At 62.7% G+C, this 20716-nt stretch carries 23 protein-coding genes, 1 tRNA gene and 1 pseudogene; 12 read left to right on the top strand and 13 right to left on the bottom strand.

The genetic code is table 11. The features are described 5' to 3' along the window. Positions 1 to 103: 103 nt before the first annotated feature. Both ACUYTF_RS08355 and ACUYTF_RS08350 read right to left on the bottom strand, forming a co-directional pair. Positions 104 to 541 (bottom strand): carboxymuconolactone decarboxylase family protein, encoded by a 438-nt coding sequence (locus ACUYTF_RS08355; protein WP_434142340.1) that lies wholly within the window; start codon positions 539 to 541, stop codon positions 104 to 106. 62 nt (positions 542 to 603) lie between these two features. Further along, the gene (locus ACUYTF_RS08350) at positions 604 to 831 is read right to left on the bottom strand and encodes a zinc-binding dehydrogenase (protein WP_434142339.1); all 228 of its coding nucleotides are present in this window, start codon (positions 829 to 831) and stop codon (positions 604 to 606) included. A 77-nt stretch (positions 832 to 908) separates the two neighbouring features. On the opposite strand from ACUYTF_RS08350, the gene ACUYTF_RS08345 reads away from it, so the two are divergent. Continuing rightward, positions 909 to 1181, top strand: coding sequence for a hypothetical protein (locus ACUYTF_RS08345; RefSeq protein WP_434142338.1), 273 nt, complete (start codon positions 909 to 911; stop codon positions 1179 to 1181). A 54-nt stretch (positions 1182 to 1235) separates the two neighbouring features. Here the strand turns inward: ACUYTF_RS08345 and ACUYTF_RS08340 are convergent. The 5 genes and pseudogenes from ACUYTF_RS08340 to ACUYTF_RS08320 all read right to left on the bottom strand — a co-directional run. After that, positions 1236 to 1475 (bottom strand): annotated as a pseudogene (locus tag ACUYTF_RS08340) (alcohol dehydrogenase catalytic domain-containing protein); the annotation flags it as partial. A 100-nt stretch (positions 1476 to 1575) separates the two neighbouring features. After that, a complete protein-coding gene (sigJ, locus tag ACUYTF_RS08335; RefSeq protein WP_434142337.1) occupies positions 1576 to 2463 on the bottom strand; it encodes an RNA polymerase sigma factor SigJ in 888 nt (295 codons plus the stop codon). A gap of 389 nt (positions 2464 to 2852) precedes the next feature. Further along, complete coding sequence (locus ACUYTF_RS08330; RefSeq protein WP_449279613.1) at positions 2853 to 4964, bottom strand: restriction endonuclease; 2112 nt, start codon at positions 4962 to 4964, stop codon at positions 2853 to 2855. 67 nt (positions 4965 to 5031) lie between these two features. Beyond that, positions 5032 to 6063: a DUF4238 domain-containing protein gene (locus ACUYTF_RS08325; protein WP_449279612.1), complete on the bottom strand. Its 1032-nt coding sequence runs from the start codon at positions 6061 to 6063 to the stop codon at positions 5032 to 5034. A gap of 273 nt (positions 6064 to 6336) precedes the next feature. Beyond that, on the bottom strand, positions 6337 to 6627 hold the full coding sequence (locus tag ACUYTF_RS08320; protein ID WP_449279611.1) for a hypothetical protein: 291 nt from the start codon (positions 6625 to 6627) through the stop codon (positions 6337 to 6339). Between the two features lie 65 nt (positions 6628 to 6692). Between ACUYTF_RS08320 and ACUYTF_RS08315 the strand changes: the two genes are divergently transcribed. Genes ACUYTF_RS08315 through ACUYTF_RS08300 form a run of 4 tightly spaced genes read left to right on the top strand, consistent with a single transcriptional unit; the run spans position 6693 to position 9433 of the window. Next, positions 6693 to 7007, top strand: coding sequence for a transposase (locus ACUYTF_RS08315; RefSeq protein WP_449279610.1), 315 nt, complete (start codon positions 6693 to 6695; stop codon positions 7005 to 7007). A gap of 11 nt (positions 7008 to 7018) precedes the next feature. Further along, positions 7019 to 7828, top strand: a complete 810-nt coding sequence (locus ACUYTF_RS08310) for an IS3 family transposase (RefSeq protein WP_449279609.1) — start codon at positions 7019 to 7021, stop codon at positions 7826 to 7828. Next, positions 7768 to 9117, top strand: coding sequence for an IS30 family transposase (locus ACUYTF_RS08305; RefSeq protein ID WP_449279836.1), 1350 nt, complete (start codon positions 7768 to 7770; stop codon positions 9115 to 9117). Before ACUYTF_RS08310 ends, ACUYTF_RS08305 begins: the two co-directional genes overlap by 61 nt. Next, positions 9098 to 9433 carry an integrase core domain-containing protein gene (locus tag ACUYTF_RS08300; RefSeq protein WP_449279608.1) on the top strand — a complete coding sequence of 112 codons (336 nt, stop codon included), beginning with the start codon at positions 9098 to 9100 and terminating at the stop codon, positions 9431 to 9433. The genes ACUYTF_RS08305 and ACUYTF_RS08300 overlap by 20 nt, the downstream gene beginning before the upstream one ends. Before the next feature lie 24 nt (positions 9434 to 9457). Here ACUYTF_RS08300 and ACUYTF_RS08295 read toward each other — a convergent pair whose 3' ends face one another. Both ACUYTF_RS08295 and ACUYTF_RS08290 read right to left on the bottom strand, forming a co-directional pair. Then, complete coding sequence (locus ACUYTF_RS08295) at positions 9458 to 9775, bottom strand: ATP-binding cassette domain-containing protein (protein ID WP_449279607.1); 318 nt, start codon at positions 9773 to 9775, stop codon at positions 9458 to 9460. After that, positions 9772 to 10131: a hypothetical protein gene (locus ACUYTF_RS08290; RefSeq protein ID WP_449279606.1), complete on the bottom strand. Its 360-nt coding sequence runs from the start codon at positions 10129 to 10131 to the stop codon at positions 9772 to 9774. Before ACUYTF_RS08290 ends, ACUYTF_RS08295 begins: the two co-directional genes overlap by 4 nt. 57 nt (positions 10132 to 10188) lie before the next feature. Here ACUYTF_RS08290 and ACUYTF_RS08285 point away from each other — a divergent pair, with 57 nt between their 5' ends. Genes ACUYTF_RS08285 through ACUYTF_RS08275 form a run of 3 tightly spaced genes read left to right on the top strand, consistent with a single transcriptional unit; the run spans position 10189 to position 11938 of the window. Beyond that, complete coding sequence (locus ACUYTF_RS08285) at positions 10189 to 10740, top strand: helix-turn-helix domain-containing protein (protein WP_449279605.1); 552 nt, start codon at positions 10189 to 10191, stop codon at positions 10738 to 10740. Positions 10741 to 10753: 13 nt separating this feature from the next. Beyond that, complete coding sequence (locus ACUYTF_RS08280; protein WP_449279604.1) at positions 10754 to 11497, top strand: phosphotransferase; 744 nt, start codon at positions 10754 to 10756, stop codon at positions 11495 to 11497. Between the two features lie 30 nt (positions 11498 to 11527). Further along, entirely contained in the window at positions 11528 to 11938 is a 411-nt protein-coding gene (locus ACUYTF_RS08275) for a DUF3224 domain-containing protein (protein WP_449279603.1), read from the top strand. 1031 nt (positions 11939 to 12969) lie between these two features. Here the strand turns inward: ACUYTF_RS08275 and ACUYTF_RS08270 are convergent. Next, positions 12970 to 13725 carry a TetR/AcrR family transcriptional regulator gene (locus tag ACUYTF_RS08270; protein WP_449279602.1) on the bottom strand — a complete coding sequence of 252 codons (756 nt, stop codon included), beginning with the start codon at positions 13723 to 13725 and terminating at the stop codon, positions 12970 to 12972. 143 nt (positions 13726 to 13868) lie between these two features. On the opposite strand from ACUYTF_RS08270, the gene ACUYTF_RS08265 reads away from it, so the two are divergent. From ACUYTF_RS08265 to ACUYTF_RS08255, 3 genes are all read left to right on the top strand, one after another. Beyond that, positions 13869 to 14798, top strand: a complete 930-nt coding sequence (locus ACUYTF_RS08265) for an ATP-binding cassette domain-containing protein (RefSeq protein ID WP_449279601.1) — start codon at positions 13869 to 13871, stop codon at positions 14796 to 14798. A gap of 2 nt (positions 14799 to 14800) precedes the next feature. Then, the gene (locus ACUYTF_RS08260; protein WP_449279600.1) at positions 14801 to 15622 is read left to right on the top strand and encodes an ABC transporter permease; all 822 of its coding nucleotides are present in this window, start codon (positions 14801 to 14803) and stop codon (positions 15620 to 15622) included. 275 nt (positions 15623 to 15897) lie between these two features. Next, positions 15898 to 17979, top strand: a complete 2082-nt coding sequence (locus ACUYTF_RS08255) for a HelD family protein (RefSeq protein ID WP_449279599.1) — start codon at positions 15898 to 15900, stop codon at positions 17977 to 17979. A gap of 242 nt (positions 17980 to 18221) precedes the next feature. Here the strand turns inward: ACUYTF_RS08255 and ACUYTF_RS08250 are convergent, their stop codons facing one another. Then, positions 18222 to 18344: a hypothetical protein gene (locus ACUYTF_RS08250; RefSeq protein WP_449279598.1), complete on the bottom strand. Its 123-nt coding sequence runs from the start codon at positions 18342 to 18344 to the stop codon at positions 18222 to 18224. Positions 18345 to 18952: 608 nt separating this feature from the next. Further along, a tRNA-Pro gene (locus ACUYTF_RS08245) sits at positions 18953 to 19026 on the bottom strand. Between the two features lie 209 nt (positions 19027 to 19235). Between ACUYTF_RS08245 and ACUYTF_RS08240 the strand changes: the two genes are divergently transcribed. Continuing rightward, positions 19236 to 20135: an NUDIX domain-containing protein gene (locus ACUYTF_RS08240; RefSeq protein WP_434142260.1), complete on the top strand. Its 900-nt coding sequence runs from the start codon at positions 19236 to 19238 to the stop codon at positions 20133 to 20135. Positions 20136 to 20209: 74 nt separating this feature from the next. Here ACUYTF_RS08240 and rraA read toward each other — a convergent pair whose 3' ends face one another. Further along, the gene (gene rraA / locus ACUYTF_RS08235; RefSeq protein WP_434142259.1) at positions 20210 to 20689 is read right to left on the bottom strand and encodes a ribonuclease E activity regulator RraA; all 480 of its coding nucleotides are present in this window, start codon (positions 20687 to 20689) and stop codon (positions 20210 to 20212) included. Between the last annotated feature and the right edge of the window lie 27 nt (positions 20690 to 20716).

Genomic DNA, 20716 nt, shown 5'->3' with positions numbered 1-20716 from the left:
TCAGCTTCAGCGCGCTCCCCTTGTGCGACGCGTAGAGGTCCGGCGCTGACCGCTGTCGAATGCGTCGCGACCCGCCTCCTCGAAGCTGCCGACACCGGTCAGCTCAAGGGGCGACCGCGTAGTGGCTGCGGATCGCGACGCGGTTCCACACTCCCATCACGATCGCGAGCCAGCTGATGGCCGACACCTGCTCGGGCGTGAGGGATCCGTCGTCCCACTCGGCCCGCGCCGGGCGCGGCAGCCCGGTCACCTCTTCGGCGAGCGCGAGCGCGGCCTGCTCCTGGGGCGTGAAGTACTGGGACTCCCACCAGGCCGCGACGACCGCGAGACGATCGGTGGTCTCGCCCTTCGCGATCGCGTCGCGCGTGTGCATGCGCAGGCAGAACGCGCAGCCGTTCATTTGCGAGACGCGGATCTTCACGAGCTCGACGAGCTTCTCGTCGAGGCCCGCTGCGGCGATCGCTTCGCCGACCGCTCCGTCGAGTTCGAGCACCTTGCGGTAGGCGGCGGGGCTGAGCTTGGTGATGTTCACGGTGTTCATTGCTGATGTTCCTTCTTCTCTGTTCTTCTTCGTGAGGGGATGCGGCTGCTGGCTGCCGGGGTCTACAAATCGATACCGATGATGGTTTTCCCGGGCACGCGGCTACCGGTCGTGAATGCGGAGGCGGCTTCGGCGAGCGGGACCACGGTTCCGACGGCGACGCGGAGCCGGCCCGCGCGTACGCGTTCGATGATCTGCTGCAGCTGATGCCGATTCGGCTCGACCACGAAGAACACCGCCCGGCCGCCCTCGGGGCGCCCGGGTGGCGGCGCGGCGATCGTGACCAGCACGCCGCCCGTGCGGATGAGCGCGAGCGAGGCCTCGCCGATCGCGCCCCGATCACGTCGAAGACGGCGTCGACGGGTTCGTGCGTCTGCCAGTCTTCGGCGCCGAGGTCGAGGAATTCGTGGGCGCCGAGACCGAGGATCGTCTCGCGGTCCCGGGCGCGCCCGGTGCCGATCACGTAGGCGCCGGCCTCGCGCGCGAGCTGCACGGCGGCCGAACCGACCCCGCCGGCCGCCCCGTGGATCATGATGCTCTGCCCGGGCTGTACTCCCGCGTGCACGAAGAGCCCCTGCCAGGCGGTCAGTCCGGAGATCGGCAGGCTCGCGCCGGTGACGAAGTCGATGTCGGCCGGTAGCGCTGTCAGGTTTCGGGTCTCCACCGCGACGTACTCGGCGAGCGAACCGTCTCGGGTCCAATCGGTGAACCCGACGACGCGCTGCCCGATGCTGAGGCCGGTGGTCCCGTAGCCGAGTTCTGTGACGACCCCGGCGACTTCGTGTCCAGGGATCGACGGGGTGCGATCCCTGCCGGCACGGTCTTCCCAGGTGCCCGGCCACGACAGCTCGCCAGGCGTGAAGCCCGCCGCTCTGACGCGCACGACGACGTCGTTCTCAGCGGCGTGGGGATGCGGGCGCTCGGCGAGCCGCATCCCTTCCGTACCCGCTTCTCGGTCGGTGACGATGATTGCCTGCATGGGTCTCCTTCTGAAATGTGCCGTCACTGTTTCGACGACGCAGCCGGAGGAAATGTCAGGTTCGCTTCGCCCACTCCCCCAGTTTCCGCGGGTTCCACTGGATCCACACCTGCGTGACGCCCGCCTCGCCGACCTCGAAGTTCACGACGGCGCTCACGCCGCTGCCGTCGATGAACAGGACCGCGGCGCCGTCGGCGGTCTCGCCGAGCGCGGTGCGCACATCCGGGCGGCGCTGGGCGACACCGAGGAGGAAGCGCGCGACCTTGTCGGGGCCGTGGATCGGGTTGAGCGCTGCGCGGACCAGCCCGCCGCCGTCCGAGGTGAGCACGACCCGCGGGTCGAGCAGCCGCACGAGCTCGGTAACATCCCCGCTTTCGGAGGCACCGCGGAAGGCCGCGACGGTTTCGCGGTGCAGCTTCGCGTCGACGTCGTTCCGCTTGTGAGCCGCAAGGTGTTTGCGCCCCGATGACGCGAGCTCGCGTGCGGCACCGGCGGAGCGCGCGAGCATCTCGCCGATCTCGGCGAATGAGTACCCGAAGACGTCATGCAGCACGACCGCCACCCGTTCGGCCGGGGTCATCTGCTCCATCAGCCGCAGCAATGCCGTACTCACCGAACTGCGCAGCTGCGCCCGAGTGGCGGGGTCGCCGCCGTCGACGAGCGGCGTGCGCACCGGCAGCGCTTCGGGCAGCCACGGCCCGACATAGGCTTCGCGGCGGTGGGCAGCCGACCCGAGCATATCGAGGCAGACACGGGTCGTTGCCGTGGTGAGCCAGGCGGCCGGATTGCGAATGCCCCGGCGTTCATCGTCACTCAGACGAACCCAACGCACGTACGCCTCTTGCACCGCGTCTTCGGCCTCGGCGACCGTGCCGAGCATGCGGAACGCGACGCGCATGAGATGCTCGCGTGCGGCCTCGGCTTCTCGGTCTGGTCCCGCCATCACGCCTCTACTCTCCGATACGACACCGCGCTGATGACACCAGCTTCTCATTAAGTCGCGCGTTTGGGCCGCGAAGAACTGAACCAATGGCGCCGGGCACCTGCCGTACCGGGCGCTGCGCATAACCAGTCTTCGAAGCTGCAGAGACGACAGAACTCTGACGAGAATTTTCTCTCATCAGAGTTTTCTGTCTGGCTGACAGGGTGTGAACCTGCGACCCCTTGGAGGATCCGGGCAATTTCCGGTCTCCGCCGATCATCTCGAGAACTCGCGGATTCCCTTGTGTTTACAGGGAACCGGGCGGTTCGCTTAGTACGAGTGTAGCCGGTTGACTGCGGTCTGTGGCGGGTGTTTTAGGCGGGTTTATGGGACCAAAAGAGGAACAGAGCTTACCCGGCCGACCGTCGCTCGATTGCATTCGCGAACGCACGTAATCGGTTCACGCTCGCACTCACATCACCGATCACATATGTTCCATATTCAGGTCGTTCTGCTGCATCAATCTGTTTGAACGCACCGACTTGAAGGCCCGCAACAAGCTCAATGCCAGCAGCTACTTCTGTAACGCTAGGCGCTAGGTCTGTCTTACGTCCGTCTCGCGAGATGTCTCGTGCAGAAATTGCCTCGCCGCCTTCTCCGACTTCCTCTTCGAGCTTTGTGAAAATGAAAGACACAACATCAAGTTCTCTAGTTCGTTCAGCAATCAGATCATCCAGCTCAGACAAGCCTTTCGTTGATCTGAAAATCGATGCCGCTTCGCAAGGGCGAAGTCCCAAAGCATTTACCGTTTCGACAAGTGTTCCGAGGCGTTCTGCTTCGATAAGGCTCCAGTTTCGCTGATCAGCCATGTTGCGAATGGTATCTCCGCTGAAAGCCGATCCGACAACAGCGATGAATTCTGCGTTGTGACGTCCCTTGTGAGTTTCTAAAGCAACATCACTGATATCAGTATGCGAAACGTGACCGTTTGAGCGCGATTTTGCTTCAACTACTGCAGATACAAGAGTCCCATCATCCCCTTGCCATTGAACAAGCACATCAGTGTCGCCAGAACCACTAATAACACGAGCCTGAAAACCCATCTCCCGAAAAGCATCTCTGACCGCATATTCGAAGGCACTGCCTGGCTTGGTTCCGTTGGGCTGAGGATCCTGTGACAGGCGCATGAGGCGAGCTTTTAACGGTTCTTCAACGGATCGATTCTCTCGAGGTCTGTCAGCGACTTCCGGAATTACTTCAGAGCCGTTTAGCTTAGGTGCCTCGCTCAAAGGCAGTTCTTGGAGCAGTGCGATGCCGGCCGAAGTTGCGCGGAGACTCCCGTACCGAGGTTCTTCAATCAGTCCAGTATTCAGAAGGAAGCTGGCGATCCACCGGCACTTTTCCACGTTGAGCCCGTATTGCTTCCCAGCCTCATACATCTGGCTTCTCTCGATGCCAGGTTCGACCACCAAGACCATTTCGCCTACGAACCTCATGTGGGCATGGAGTATGCGGATGAAGTTAATGTCATCTGCGGACTCAATCCAGGCTTTCGCTGCAGCAGTCGCCTCGTAAACGCCGCGACCAACTTCCACGAGCACACCGGAGGCACGCAAAAACGGCATCATCGACTCAGCGCTACTGCGCTTCAGGCAGAAGGTCTCGCAGATAAAAGCGAAAAGCTCCGAACGCTCTATCCTTGTGAGCGCCGCATTAATGATCGTTCTGAGATTCTCGACTTTGTTTGGGCTCGTCGGTGGGCTAGGGGCCCAAATGTTGTAGGTGCTGCGAGATTGATGTTCCCGGACAGACTCACGAAGTTCATCAAGCAAAGTTGAAATCTCCAGCGGAGCTGGCGTGAGCTCGACTGCGACGTCCTCTAACGATTCGAATGCATCCGGAGAAACAAGAATACGATTCACCAGAAGCGCTTGTCCCGCCGCAGTGACTTCCCATCTCCGATTTGAAATCGGAGTGACTAGTTCAAGTTTCTCCTGCCAGTCCATGCGGGACCGAGTGCCGCCGAGGTTTTTCCATGAAGGGTGATACTGCGTTTGGATTCCCTCGTGAACATCTTCAATGGTCATCGGTTCCGTTGCAATAAAGGCAAGAGTTTCGGCAAACAGTCGAACCTTGTCAGCAAGTATTTTCCCCAGTAGCGCAGGTCTCGGGTCGGCCAGCAGTTCGCGCCCAATTGCTGTGAGCGTAAGACCGGTTGCCCCATTCTTTGCGAGCCCGACGCCGCGGAGGAATGGAAGATACTGTCGCCATGTAGCAGGTTCTTGACCAGGTTCAGCACCCCCTAGCGCAGGCACGCTCAGGAAGATTTCTTCGGGGATCTTCGGCGACGAATCGAGATCGATAACTTCCGCGTCCCCGAGGAGTTCAACGAGTTTCAGAACAAGCGGAACCCAAACAGCTTTGCCACCTAAGAGCCCAGGTATCGAATTTGACTGACGACGCCAGACTGCAATTTGATCATTAAAGCTATGCACGGGCTTGGCGTCTTGGGGCTGTGACATAGTAAAATCGTATCCAAGGAACCTAATATCCCGTTGATCCAACTTATGTATGGACCGGATGCTCCATTCACGAACGACCAGAATTCTTGAAGACAGGCTCCCCGTCGAATTCCCAATCACCGAATACATCGGCTTTCATGTTGGTGAGTTCAGGTTCAGGGAGGTCATCTGGCACGAAGGCTCCGTCGTCCGGGTGGAAGTAGATGTATTCCCGGGAGTTGTAGACCGTATTGTGATTGAAGAATCCTTCCAGCACGGCTGTCCCTTGCTGTATGCGGTCGGCTCGTCCTTCAGCGATACCTTGTCGCACCCGGTCGAGGTCTTCATCATCAACCGTCTCAAGCATCGGAACCGGATCCGACATCAAGAGTCCGCACCGGCGTGAGAGCGGGAAAGAGATACCCCATGCGGTCTGGAATCCGACCCCCATCCAAGGTTCATGGTTTTCATGCGGCACAAGAGAAACTGGAGAATCACAGGTGAGAAGTCCTCGCTTCTTGAACTGAACGATAGACCATGGGCGCAAGAAGATGTATTGCGTTACCACCTGCGCGATATGCAGCACGTGCTCGATCTGCCGCCGATTAGAGAGTTGGAGCGACGGGCCTCCCGGTTGGATTGCGTCATTCCAAATGCGTTCAGCTTCCTCTTCCGTTGGTTCGAACCCCGCGCGGCTCTTCACCCAATTACCGACATTCTTCCGTCCGCCCTTACCGATTTCGGCGCGTACAACATGTGCGCGAAGTTGGTCCAGTGTGCGCCGTGTTTCAGGACCTCTCGCCGACTGCAAAGCGATGAAATAGGATAGCGCGTATCTGTCATATTCTGGCAGCGGCACCTCGCCTTGACCAAGGCGCCGGATGATGTCGATCGCTTGGGATTCAAGCTCACTCAGATTCTTCTCGAAGCCATCGGGCTCGAGGGCATCATCGAGTGTGTGGAAGTGCGACTGCGCGGCGACGTTCTTCGTACTGGATATGAATGACTTACGGCTCTTGTCGAGCGGACGTACCCCAATGCGACTTTTAACAGTAGCAAACCCACGTAGATATCCCTGTGGAACGTAATGATGCAGTTTCGCAGTATTGCCCCTCGCCATAAATAGATCATCTCAGCGGCCTCCGACATTCATACCGATACCGATAAGCGCCTTGTTTGGGCCTGATCCTTAGCGCATAGTTGTCCCCGTTCCAAGTACACATTTTCATTTCAAAGAGGCACCGGTCATCGCTTCTCAGGAGGCACCGCCTGGCGCGGCCTGAGATTAGGTCAAACCATCGGTAACAGGCCAGAGTGGTCCGAGCGGACTTTTAGTCAAACCAGATCACCTCATTAGTGAGTGCTTTTGCTCCGCTAGGAATTGGGCCCTGAACTACGAGGACGTCAGGTTAAGCGACTCTTCCAGCGACACCAGATCTGTGTGGAGATGAACAGGGGACCCGAGCCGTCTTGATGCCTGCCGGAGAAGTGCGATCGTGCGACGCTCACCCACCACATGGTCAGCGTACGCCGCTGCAGTACACAGGTACATCAGGTCAGTCAGATCATTGACTTCCCATTTTGCGCCGTCGACGAGCTTGTCTACCATGGCTTCACGGAAATGGGACATACCCGGCGCTTCATCCCAGGCCTTGTGCCAGGACCTCTGGGTCCAGGCGCCCATTTGCTCGGGACTATGAAGCGTGTCGGGTTTGATAGAGAGTGAATCAACCCGGAAGGACCCTACCCATGGGAACCTCGAAGTACCCCGCAGAACTCCGCGAACGCGCGACCCGGATGGCCGTCGATGCCCGTAAAAACCCCGATGCCCGCCAAGGCGCGCTCGCAAGAATCGCGAAGCAACTCGATGTGCATCCCGAAGCGCTGCGGAGCTGGGTCAAGCAAGCCGAAACCGACGAGGGCCTGCGCCCCGGCGTCACGACGCAGGAGTCCGAGCGGGTCAAGGAACTCGAACGCGAGGTGCGCGAGCTGCGCAGGGCCAACGCGGTCTTGAAGTCCTCCGCGGCTTTTTTCGCGGCGGAGTTCGACCGCCCATCCCGATGAGTGACCGGATCATGTTCATCGATCAGCACAAGGCCGAGTACGGAGTCGAACCGATCATCACCGCGTGGGAAGACACGCCCGCCCAGATCGCTCTGTCGTCTTACTACGCCGCGAAGAACAGGCCGCCCTCGGAGCGTGAACTACGCGACCGTGACCTCTGCGAGAAGATCGCCCGCATCCACGAGAATAACTACGGCGTGTACGGGGTGAGGAAGATCCACGCCGCGCTCAGACGCGCGGGCGAACGGGCCGCGGAATCGACGGTGCGGCGGCTCATGCGGAAGCTCGGGTTGCGTGGTATCTCGCGGGCGAAAGGCCCACGGACCACGAAGCCGGCACCCGAGACCGGCCGTCCCCTCGATCTGGTGAACCGCCAGTTCATCGCGACCCGACCGAACGAGTTGTGGGTCGCCGACATCACCTACGTGCGTACGTTCTCGGGGTGGGTGTACGTCGCGTTCGTGCTCGATGTGTACTCGCGCATGATCGTCGGCTGGCAGGTCTCCACCCGGCTCTACACGGATCTCGCGCTCGACGCGCTCCGGATGGGGATCTGGCGACGTCAGCGGCAAGGCCAGTACCTGACCGGGCTGATCCATCACTCCGACCGGGGCGTGCAGGGCGGATTCAACTGGTCGTCGCAACACCCAGAGTATGGAGGTGTGCACGAGTGGCGAGGAAGGACTGGATCGCGAAGACGAGCGATGTGCCCGAGGGAGTGCGGCGGCAATGGCGCGCGGATCGGGCGTTACGGCCGCCGATGCGCTCGCCAGGGCGGCCCGAGCCCTCTCGGGCGGTGCAGCGGGAGTTCTGGCGGCTGATCGCGACTGGTATCACGTCAGCTGAAGCGGCGCTGAAAGTGGGCGTGTCTGTGCCGGTCGGGGCGCGGTGGTTCCGTCACGCTGGCGGTATGGCACCGTTGAGTTTGGACGCGCCGTCAGGCCGGTATCTCTCGTTCGAGGAACGTGAGGAGATCGCGCTGTTGCGCGCCAAGGATAAAGGCGTGCGGGAGATCGCCCGCGAGCTGGGGCGTGACCCTGGCACGATCTCCCAAGAGCTGCGCCGCAACGCCGCGACCAGGAGCGGGAAGCAGGAGTATCGGGCATTAGTGGCGCAGTGGAAGGCGCAGCAAGCTGCGAGGCGCCCGAAGGTCGCGAAACTCGTCACGAACGACCTGTTGCGCGAATACGTGCAGGAACGACTTGCCGGGACCGTCCGACGTCCCGACGGGAGCGTGGTCGAGGGGCCGACGCCGCCTGCGTGGAAGGGGCTGAACAAGCCGCATCGGGCTGACCGACGGTGGTCGCTGGCCTGGAGTCCTGAGCAGATCTCTCACCGGTTGAAGATCGATTTCCCCGATGATGGGTCCATGCGCATCAGTCATGAAGCGATCTACCAGTCGCTGTTCATCGAGGGCCGTGGCGCGCTCAAGCGGGAGTTGGTCGCGTGTCTGCGCACTGGGCGGGCACTACGCCAGCCCAGGGAGCGTTCACGGAACAAGCCGCAGGGGCACGTTACCGAGGACGTCGTGCTCTCCGAGCGGCCGGCCGAGGCCGATGATCGTGCCGTTCCCGGGCACTGGGAGGGTGATCTGATCATCGGCACGGGCCGGTCCGCGATCGGCACGCTCATCGAGCGCTCCAGCCGCTCCACGCTGCTGGTTCACCTGCCCCGTCTGGAGGGGTGGGGCAAGACACCAGTCGTGAAGAACGGGGCCTCGCTCGGCGGATATGGTGCTGTCGCGATGAACGCCGCGCTGGCTTCATCGATCACATCCCTGCCGATCCAGCTGCGCAAAACGCTGACCTGGGATCGCGGGAAAGAGCTCTCCGGGCATGCGCAGTTCACCCTCGATACCGGTACGAAGGTGTTCTTCGCCGATCCGTACTCGCCTTGGCAGCGACCCACGAACGAGAACACCAATGGTCTGCTGCGGCAGTATTTCCCGAAGGGTACTGACTTGTCGCGGTGGTCGGCCACGGATCTCGAGGCGGTGGCCCTCGCCCTCAATAACAGGCCGCGCAAAGTTCTTGGCTGGAGAACCCCGGCAGAGGTATTCGCCGAGCAGCTACAATCGCTCCAACAACCCGGTGTTGCATCGACCGGTTGAATCCGCCCAGTATCGAGCCGTCCGCTACGCTGACCGGCTGGCCGAGTGTGACGCGGTCGCTTCGGTCGGTTCGAAGGGCGATTCGTACGATAACGCGATGGCTGAGGCGCTTAACTCGCTCTACAAGGCCGAACTCGTTCGGAACCTCGGCCCCTGGGAGTCGATCAACGATCTCGAGATCGCGACCGCGGAATGGGTGGACTGGTTCAACGAGCGCCGGCTCCACGGCGAGCTCGACCAGCGCCCGCCCGCCGAGGTCGAGACCGACTACTGGGCGACCAGAACATTCCAACTCTCTCTACCCGAATCCATGTAAAACACCCTCTACCAAACACGACACTTAACAGAGCGCACTGTATGTGCGGAGGTGCTGCCTGGCGGTCGTCCTCGGGTGCGCACCGGCGATGTCGAGCACCGCTCCGACGAGGCGGGCCGGACGGCGGTGATCCCGATAGTGCTTCCCCAGGATGAGCGCTGTCCCTTCGGACGGACGGATCAAGCCGAGCAGCATGCGCAGTGTGGTGCTCTTTCCGGCGCCGTTCGGCCCGAGAAAACCGGTGACGCGCCCCGGCGCCGCACTGAAGGTCGCATCCGTGACGGCGTCGACAGTGCCGAAACGCTTGGCAAGCCCAGTGATCTCGATCGGTGCGGCGCTCATCGGGCGACGCTCCCGTAGATCGCCTGCGCGATGCGGCCCGCGTCTTCAGTGCTGAGCAGGATCTCGTCGAATCCGGTTTCGCCTCTGACCGTGCTCAGCCGCAGCAGCGGCAGGCCGCGTTTCATCGAGACCAGCCGACGCACCCCGGAGGGATGCGTGAAGGTACCGAGCTTGCGGTAGCCCGACACGACGAGCCCTGAGCGCATGCCCAGGATCTCCGACGTCCAACCGGGCTCGACCCCAGCCGACAGGAGGGCGGAGAGCGGCACGCGCAGGAAGCCCCGGCCGGCCATCGTCGCTTCCCAGCCCGGGAATCTGATGTCCACTCCCTCTGGCCCGTAGCTCACCTGCGTCATCGCGCTCACCTCTGCTTCAATGGTTGTTGTCGTGATGAGAACATTATCATGGTGAGAATGGTTGGGAGAACACTCGTGGTTGAAGAGCAGCAGATCGCTGACATCGTCCTCCATCCGGTGCGCATGAAGATCATTCAGCAGCTCGGGGGTCGCAGTATGACGACGACTCGGCTGCGTGAAGCGCTGCCCGAGGTCAAGCAGGCCACTCTGTATCGGCACGTCGCGGCGCTGCTCGAGGCCGACATCCTGGCTGTCGTCGAGGAACGACATGTCCGCGGTGCCACCGAGCGCACGCTCGCACTCGGCGACCGATTGGCGCATGTGGGCCACGGCGAGCTGCAGGCGATGGATGCGGTGCAACTGCGGTCGGCGTTCACGATGTTCCTCAGCGGACTCTCGAATGACTTCGAGCGGCTCCTCGACGACGACCGCGTGGACATGCGGGGCTCTCTGGGGTTCGCCCGCGCGGTACTCCACCTCGACACTCAAGACCTGGAGAAACTGCAGGCTGAGCTCATGGACGTGCTCACGCCCTATCTGGAGAAGCGCAAGGAAGGGCAGCGCCGAATAGCGCTCGCGACCGTGCTCATCCCCGAGACCGACGACTAGAAGAGGAAACATCATGAACGACATGCAGCAGGCGATGTCCGGCGGAAACATGAACACCGTCGTACGCGACGGCGACACGGTCCGTCGCGTGGGCGGGCCGTGGACACCGACCGTGCACCGCTACCTGCGTTACCTCAAGCGCGGAGGGATCGACTGGGCGCCGGAGCCGATCGACTTCGATGGAACGCACGAGACGCTGAGCTTCATCGACGCGTTCGTCCCCGCCTATCCCCTGCCGAACTGGGTGTGGACGGATGCGGCACTTGAGCAGGGGGCACGGATGCTGCGCCGACTGCACGATGCATCCATCGGCTTCCCGCTCGATGAGAGCGTCTGGCAGTCGGCGACCAAGGTGCCCGTGGAGGTCATCTGCCACAACGATTTCTCCCCGCACAATCTCGCGTTCGACGACGGCACGATCGTCGGTGCGATCGACTTCGACATGTGCTCGCCCGGCCCGCGAATCTGGGACATCGCCTATTTCGCCACGCGCATGGTTCCACTCACGGGCGAACCACCGGTCGGGGCGCCGACCGGGCGCGACGTGTCACGACGCATCCAGTTGCTGATCGACGCTTACGGGCCGGATGCCGGGAGCATCCCTCTCACCGTCGACGCCGTCGTTCAGGTGGCGATCCGCCGGCTCTACCAGCTTGCCGACTTCTCACGCGCGAAAGCCGACGAACTGAGCAAGCCTGAGCTGCGCGACGAAGCCGACGAATACGACCGTGACGCCGCGTTCCTGCTTCGGGCGTGACTATAGAATTCAGGGAATCAAAGGAGCAACATGCAAGCATCAGGGACCTTCACTGTAGAAGCGTTCTCCCCCGTCGACCCGCACATGGATACCGGGCCGGTGACTGCCACCTCCGTGGCGGTAATGAGAATGGAGAAGCAGTTCACGGGAGATGTCGCCGGACGCTCGGTGACGGTATTCACGTACGCTCTTGACGCGGCCACCGACGTCGGCGGGTATGTCGCAATGGAGTCTTTCGAAGGCGTGCTCGGCGGCCGGTCGGGTACGTTCAATTTCTCACATTCGGCAACGACGGTCGGAGATGTCCGGAGTGACGAGTCGTTGGTCATTATCCCCTCGAGCGGCACTGGGGAGTTGACAGGAATCTCGGGCGGAGGCGGAATCGCAGTCGACGCGGATGGGACGCACCGCATTTGGTTCGACTATCAGCTCCCCGCCTGAGCGGATCCGGACGGTAGTTGAGCAAAGCTGGTGCTCACACCGAACGCAGAGACCCCGTGTCGTCAGGAGTCGTGCTCGATCGGTGAGAACCTGACCTTCTCGGCCGGGATGCCATGGGCATGAGCATCGATGTTCCCGTCAGGATTCTGGGAAGCAGTGCACGCTTCGTCTCCCGAACAGCTCTGCAAGCGGTTCCGGAACGCTGGGTCTGAAGCCGCAAGGCATACCGCGGAGAGGTCCCTAAAGCGCGGAAAAAAGGTCAAGGAGACAAGCGACTTCCACGGCCCGCACTGAATCGGCCGGACTTCGTTCCGTTCTCGACGTGTACTGAGTTCGGGCCATAAGTCTATCGAGGCTACCCGCGGCTACCTCCACCCCGACACCAGGCACCTCACCGACGCCGCCGCACGCGCCAACGCGTTCCTCGACGGAAACGAGAACCACGACCGCGACAGCCCCGTCATGTCCAGCCCAACGACAGCACCTCGGCGATGAATGAGACTGCCGATCGCGACCCAAAACGGACTGTAGGTCCCGGCCAGGTCCCGGCTCGTCACAACGGCCGCAACCGACGCATCACGGGAGGCATCAGCACCCGCGGTCGGATGCTTCCATAAGCCCCTACGAAAACGACAACAGAAAGGACGAAGCCCAGGTGAGAAACCTGCTCTCACCTGGGCTTTTCCGTCGGGATGACAGGATTTGAACCTGCGACCCCCGGTCACTGATCGAGACCATCTTCAACGATGGGGACAATACGCCGACGCCATAGTTTGCTGGGAGCACGTCACGAGCAGAGCCGCACCCACACCCGCGCTCGTTGGCGAAAGGGTCGGACCACGCGCGACTCCTGAGTTCGTCGAATGGCTCATGGGACTCCCTCAGGGGTGGGTGACGGCCGAATCACACAGCCTGAGGTCAAATCAGCAGGTCACAGCGCTGGGCAACGGTGTACTGGCACTACAAGCTCACGCTGCACTCGAAGCTGTGGCTTTGAGCCAGCAGACGGTCCTTCAGTGCTGACGAGCGCCCTACTTGCTCGCGATGAGTTTCTCCACCCCGTCGAGGATCATTCGCAATCCGAACTGGAATTGCAGTTCACCGTCCACTGCGGAGTCGTACTGCGCTCCCGATGCGGCTCCAATCCGTGTTGCATTCGGGAATCGCTTCTCATCGATCAGCGCGGCGAGGAGGGGGCCTGCCGTGGTCCACCAGTCATGGTCGTCGCTTCCGGTCTTCTCAGCCGTCTCTGCCACGCCGAGGAGAACCCTGGCCGCTGCTTTGACATGATCGAGTACGAGCGCGAGGATTTGGTCGATTTCCACGTCGCTCAGCCCTATTCCGACCAACGGGGCGAGTTCTAGGTCGTACTTGGCAGTCGTGCCGGGGCCGAGTGGAGGTCTGGTTGTGTCGATCCCGAGGAGCCAGGGGTGCTGTGAGAACAACTGCCAATTCTGGGCAGCAATCTCCTCTATCGCCGAGCGCCATCCGTTTGTGGCGTCCGGTCTTGTAGCCGAGTCGTAGACGCCGCCATTGACGTGATCGACCATGAGATCGATCAGTTCGCCCTTTCCGGGGACGCGCTGGTAAAGGGACATCACGCCCACGCCCACGCTGCCAGCGATCTTGCGCATCGATAGCTTGTCGATTCCGATCTCTGTCGCGACGTTGATCGCGGCCTCCACGATCGCGTCGAGGGTCAGATTCGATCTTCCTGTCTTCGGGTTGGTGCGCCAGAGCAGCGCGATGCTCTGTAGTGGGTCCCCGGTTCCTGTGCGCTCAGTCACCTCGGCCACCTCCTGCGATCGGCGGGAATAGTTCCTGTCCATACTATGTTACGCTACACTGTACGGAACAGTGTACGGAACAGTGTACGGAACCGTGTATGGATAGGGGTTTGCCTGTGAGACCAGTGATAGAAGCCGAGGGCGTGAGCAAGGTCTACCGGTCGCGCGACGGCGAGAGCGGCCTGCGCGAGCTGAGCCTGCATGCAAACCAAGGCGAGGTCTTGGCGCTTCTCGGACCCAACGGTGCAGGGAAGACAACGGCAGTCAAAGGGCTCTCCACGCTTGTACCCTTCGACCGAGGAACGGCACGGGTCGGTGGGCACGACGTATCCACCGAGGCGGCTCGCGTGCGGGAACGCATTGGGCTCGTAGGGCAGTACGCCGCCGTGGACGAGCAGCTCACCGCAGGGCAGAACCTTCGCTTCTTCGGGCGACTCCGAGGGCTGGGGCGTCGGGTGGCGGGACAACGCGCTGACGAGTTGATCGCGGAGTTCGGCCTGAGCGAAGCGCAGAATCGGGCCGTTAGCAGCTTCTCTGGCGGGATGCGCCGCCGACTGGACCTCGCGACCAGCCTTGTCGTTCCGCCTCAAGTTCTCTTCGTGGACGAGCCAACAACTGGGCTCGATCCCGCAGCGCGTCAAGACCTATGGGAGTCACTGCGAGCACTGGTCCGCGGCGGCACCACGATCCTGTTGACGACCCAGTACCTCGAAGAGGCCGACCAGCTCGCTGATCGGATCGTCCTACTTGCCCGCGGCAGGGTCGCAGCGCAGGGCACTCCGAACGAACTCAAGACGCTGGTCGGACCTCCCGTCATTCAGGCCATTTTTGAAACCGCCGACGACGCCAAGAGATCGCTGGGCGTTCTGAGTCGAATCTCCGCTGAATCGCACCTGGATGAGAACACGACCACTGTCACGTTGCCGAGCGCATCGGCGACAGTTCTGGGTGAGGTTATCGCTGAGCTGGCATCCGCTGGGATCTCACCAGCCGAGGTGACGCTCCGGAGGCCGTCGCTCGATGAGGTCTTCCTGGCACTGACCGGCGACCACCGTGACACCGAGGAGAACTGACGATGACAACGAATTCCGCAACGATGCACACGGAAGTACCTGCTCCCAACCTCTTGTCCGCGTCGTGGATCATCGCCGGACGGACCGTAGGTTCATGGCCCCGCCAGATCGGCGCAACAGCCACGGTTTGGCTCTTTCCAGTGTTCACAACCCTGCTCTTCCTCGGCTTGTTCGGCGGAGCGATCGATGTCCCAGATGGATCGACATACGTGGACTTCTTGGTCCCCGGCATGTTGGCCGTCACCATGCTGTTCGGCTTGGAGACGACAACACTCTCCGCAGCAGCTGACGCCACCCGAGGCATCAATGATCGCCTGCGTTCCTATCCCATCAGCGGCATAGCGATCGTGTTCGGCCGCGCACTTGCGGATCTGCTCAGTTCGCTCATCAGTCTGGCTTTGATGGTGGCCTTCGCGTTCGCGATTGGGTGGCGTCCCGACCTCAGCATCGATCGAGTGCTGCTGGCACTCGCGCTGCTGCTGCTGCTAAGGTTCGCTCTCCTGTGGTTCGGCATCTTCATCGGTTACGGCGCCAAGTCCGTCGAGTCAGTCGCCTACATTCAGATACTCACATGGCCCGTGGCCTTCCTGTCGAGCGTCTTCGTCAATCCGGCCACCATGCCCACCTGGCTCGGTGCAGTCGTCGAGTTCAACCCGATCTCAGCAACGGCGACCGCAGTACGTCAGCTCCTCGGCGGTAGGCATTGGGAGGCGCTGAGCTTTGCAGGAGAACACGCGTTGGCCCTCGCTATCGGATGGCCCGTGCTGCTCACCCTGGTCTACCTCCCGCTGACCGCGCGCAGGTTCCGGCGCGGAGGCAAGTGAAGGACCTCCTTCGGCTGTGAAGCGCATAGCCACCCTCCCGCCGCCGGAGTTCGGCGTATTCACTGAACTCCGGCGCACAGTGACATGCGAAACAGCAGATCGAGCTTCCGAGAACGTTGAGGAGGGCGACATAAGACCCGCCGACGCGCACGTTCGGGGAGCATACTCAGGCGATGACAGCGATAGTTCGAGGCCATGTTTTGACGCAAAGATCAACGTTGTCTTTGCCGATTTGAGTCTTCATAGTGGACGTCGGTCAAGGGAAGACGAGGGGTATGAGCAACCAGTTTGATAAGGCAGGACAGGTCGACGAAGAGCAGCATTTGGTGGGGGTGATGTATGCGCGGCTCGATGAGGAAGTGGCTGCGAAGCTCGCCACGCGGGAGCGCGTGCTGGCCCGGCCGATCGAGGACCCGAGCGACCGATATGCAAAGGACATCGAGACCGCGCATCTGAACGAGGGAATCGGTCGGTTGCGGTCGGCGGAGCATTCTTTGTGCTTCGGACGTATCGATTCCACCGAAGGTGACGCTTTTCATATTGGCCGGGTGAGTTTGCGCACCGACGACGGAAACCTCCTGCTGATTGATTGGCGGGCAGAGGCCGCCCGCCCGTTCTATTCGGCGACGATGGCCGCTCCGATGGGGGTACGCCGCCGCCGGCATCTGCGTCTCGACGGGCGTCGAGTGATTGATGTCAACGACGAGATCCTTGACGGCACTTCCCCAAGAGAGGGAGACCTCGTCGGCGACAGTCCCCTGGTGGCTGCCCTGAGCGCTGCCCGAACGGGAAAGATGCACGAGGCCGCCGCGACGCTGCAGACCGAGCAGGACGAGATCGTCCGCTCCGATCATCGGGGAGTCATGGTCGTCGACGGCGGACCCGGTACCGGTAAGACGATTGTGGCGCTGCACCGCGCCGCTTACGTGCTGTATGCATTCGAGTCCATCGCTGAGCGCGGCGTGCTGGTCTTCGGACCGAACCAGCGGTTCCTCACCTACATCTCCGACGTGCTGCCCTCCCTCGGCGAGAACGACGTGCAACTGGCGACAATGCCCGACCTCGTCGGCGCACAAGCCACACGAAGCGAACCGGACGCAGTGGCACGCATCAAGGGCCGCGCCCTCATCGCCGAGGGCCTCGCCCGCTGGGTGCAGCGCCATCAGCCGCACGGTGTGGCGCTGGAGCTGAAAACCTCACACGACACGGTCGTCCTCGACGCATCGATTGTCGATGCCGCTCGCAGGCAGGCATTGCAGGGCGATACCGGTCACAACTGTGGCCGTGAACTCTTCATCGAGTACATCGTCGATGACCTCGTAAACGAACTCGAACATCGCACCACCAAGGAACTCGACGACTTCGAGGAAGAGATCGAGACCCTGCTGGGTATCAACCTCGACCGATACGGCCCCCGAGATCACCACAACACCACGGAAGCATCCGACGGACTCGACATCGACTGGGACAGCATCCGCGACGACCTCCTCGACGACCCCGCCATCGACCAGGCAGTCACCCGCGTCTGGCCTCGCCTCGACGCTGTCGATGCGGTCCGCCGTTTCCTGAACGACCACGACACGCTCACGGCCGTCCTTCCCGACGTCTCTGAGGAGGAGGTGGCGCTGATGATGTCAGGCACGGTGGGTGGGTGGAGTCACGCTGACCTCGCGCTCCTCGATGAAGCACACGCCCTGATCGACGGCGTCCCGGAGAGCATCTACGGGCACATCGTGGTCGATGAGGCGCAGCAGCTCTCTGAGATGCAGTGGCGCATGCTGATGCGTCGCTGCCCCGGCAAGTCCATGACGATTGTCGGAGACCTCGCCCAAGCAGGGCCCACGACGACCATCAGGTTCTGGGATGACGCACTGGCCCCGTTCGTGCGAGACCGGTTCGTTCATCGCCGCCTCACCATCAACTACCGCACCACCGCTGAGATCCTCGAATCCACCCGGCCACTGCTCGCTCAGATCGCGCCCGACCAGGAACTCTCCGAATCCATCCGGCACGGCGAACAACCACGCACCCTCACTACGAGCGAAGAGCACCTCACCAGCCAGGTGGCGGACCTGATCGGTGAACTCGCGCGGGATCATCCACACGAGTTGATCGGCGTCGTTGCGACCCCCGAACGCGCCCTCACACTGGAGAGCCTCGAGTGGGCCCGCACGGCCACGATCGTTCCCGCGCCAGACGCACGCGGTCTGGAGTTCGACACCGTCGTCATCATCGACCCCACCGGGATCAAGGCCGCGAGCGAAGCAGGCATGCGCGACCTCTACGTCGCCCAAACCCGAGCAACCAAACACCTCGCAAGCGTCCTCCTCGACGGAACCAGGAACGAGGCGGTGTGAGCCGGGACCGAGTAAAGCCGTCCTGGGAGGTAGCTGCCACTTTCCAGGACGGCTTCGACGGGACGAGAATCATCGCCCGCCGCTGGCCGAGATCGCAATGAGACTCGGTCGTGACCCAAGCAACGACGAAGGAGACACCCCCTCGCAACGAGGACTACTCGCCGATCACTGCGAGGACACGTTCGCTCCATAGAGCGAAACCGCCTCACGCTTTTGATTGCGCACAGCTCGCGGTGTTGCGGTCAGGGGCTGCGATCCTGTTCGGCGAGTTCGGCCACCGTTACCTCAATCGCGGCGACGCTGTGCTGATCACGCCCTTTCACCTTGGTTGGCGTCGAGCCGGAGCCATGGGTCACGATGACCACGCTCTATGTCGACAACGATTATCTGATTGACCAGGTTTTCTGGCAGTACGCCACTGTGTTCTCTGGCCGCCTCGACGCCCAGAGATTCCTCGATACCCGAACCACGGACCCTGCCCGCGTGATCCGCCTGGGTGAGGAGAAGGTCGGGCTACTGATGCCCTGGCTCGATGAACTCGCAATCCTCAGCACAAACGGGCACCGGCGCGACCTGGATGGGCCGACGCAGGCATCCCCTTGCACGTGCCGCAATGCATCGTCGGACACAAATCCATCGAGACCACCCGCGGTTACCTGCACCCAGATACCCGGTACCTCACCTCCGCCGCCACACGCGCCAACGCATTCCTCGACGGACACGAAAACCCCGAGCGTGACAGCCCCGCACCGTCCAGTCGGGCGACGGCACCCCGGCGATGAAAACGCGGCCGATCGCGGCCCAAAACGGGCTCCAGGTCCCGGCCAGGTCCCGGCTCGTCACAACGGCCGCAATCGACGCGTCCCGGAAGGCATCAGCGCCCGCGGCCGGATGCTTCCATAAACCCCTCCGAAAAGGACAACAGAAACGACGAAGCCCAGGTGAGAAATCTGCTCTCACCTGGGCTTTTCTGTCGGGATGACAGGATTTGAACCTGCGACCCCTTGACCCCCAGTCAAGTGCGCTACCAAGCTGCGCCACATCCCGTTGTTCTATTTTCGAGCCGTACCGAGTCGTTACCGCACTTGACCCCCAGTCAAGTGCGCTACCAAGCTGCGCCACAGCCCGTTGCCATCACGCCTCTGCGAGACAACTCCTCTATCTTACTCATACTTCGGAGGCGCGAATGACCACTCGGTCGATCGCGCCCGGAAGATACATGTGACCCACGAAATCGCGTTGCTACGCTGGAGCCCATGAGCGACCTTCGAGACCCCGGCGACGCATGGGTGACGGCCGACGACGGGGTTCGCTACTGGGGCCGCTACGGCGCGGCGGGCATGATCGCCTACGACCGCGACCTCGACGCCGTGCTGCTGCAGCATCGGGTCACCTGGAGCGACCATGGCGACACGTGGGGCATCCCGGGCGGTGCGCGGCATGAGGGCGAGGCCGCGATCGTCGGCGCGATCCGCGAATCGCAGGAGGAGGCGGGGGTGCCCGACGGCGCCGTCGAACCGCTCTTCACGCATGTGCTCGACCGTGGCGGCTGGACGTACACGACCCTCATCGCCGAGGTCGTCGAGCCGTTCGAGCCCGAGATCACGGATGCCGAGAGCCACGCGCTCGAGTGGGTGCGCGTCGACGAGGTCGACGGGCGCGAGCTGCACCCGGCGTTCGCGGCGAGCTGGCCGCTGCTGCGCCCGCTGCTCGCCGCCCGCCCGACCGTGGTGGTCGATGCCGCGAACGTCGTGGGCGCGGTGCCCGACGGGTGGTGGAAGGATCGTCGCGGCGCGGCCGCCAAGCTGCGCGACCGCATCGAGAAGCGTGCGGCGACCGGGAAGGGCATTCGCGCCGGGTTCGTCGAGCTGCCCGCCACCGTGGTACCGGGGCTCGATCGGGCCTTCCCGAGCTGGATCTTCGTGACGGAGGGCGTCGCTCGCGGCATCGAGAGCACCCCGCACGTGCGCGTGGTCGACGCGGTCGAGATCGGCGACGACGAGATCGTCGCTCAGGCGCAGGCCGAGATCGCCCGCGGCCGCAGCGTCACGGTCGCCACGAGCGATGCCGAACTGCGGGCACGCTGCCTCTCCGCCGGCGTCACCGGGGTGCGCGGTTCGAAGCAGCTGCTGAAGCAGCTCGGTCGCGTCTCGTAGCGCTCGCCAGGGATCGCCGTTCGACAGTCCTCATCGGCGCCGGCAGGGCGCGCTCGCCTGCGCGGGGCACGAGCTCAGCGCTCGACGAGGATACCGTCCTCATCGGCCCACACGGTCGCCCCCGGAGTGAAATCCACACCGCCGATCGTGACTGTGACGTCGGCCTCGCCGGCGCCGGTCTTCGTCGACTTCGCCGGGTTCGATCCGAGCGCCTTCACGCCGATGGGCAGGGTGCCGATCGCGACGCGGTCGCGGATGGCGCCGTTGACGATGAGCCCGGCCCAGCCGTTGTCGACGCCGAGGCCCGCGATGATGTCGCCGACGAGCGCGGTCTCGAGCGAGCCGCCGCCGTCGATCACGAGTACAGCGCCGTCGCCGGGCGTGCCGAGGATGCTCTTGAGCAGCGCGTTGTCCTGGAAGCAGCGCACCGTGCGCACCGGGCCGCTGAACGCGGTCACTCCCCCGAGATCCAGGAACTGCAGCGATACCGAGTCGAGCTCGCTGCCCCGCTCGTCGTAGAGGTCGGCGGTGCTGAGCGGCGTGGTGAGAACCATGGGGTGCTCCTTCGGAGGTTGCTTGCG

This window comes from Leucobacter sp. GX0328, from assembly GCF_053567315.1.
Note: the sequence above shows the minus strand (reverse complement) of the source record. Positions and strands in the feature narration are given on the sequence as shown.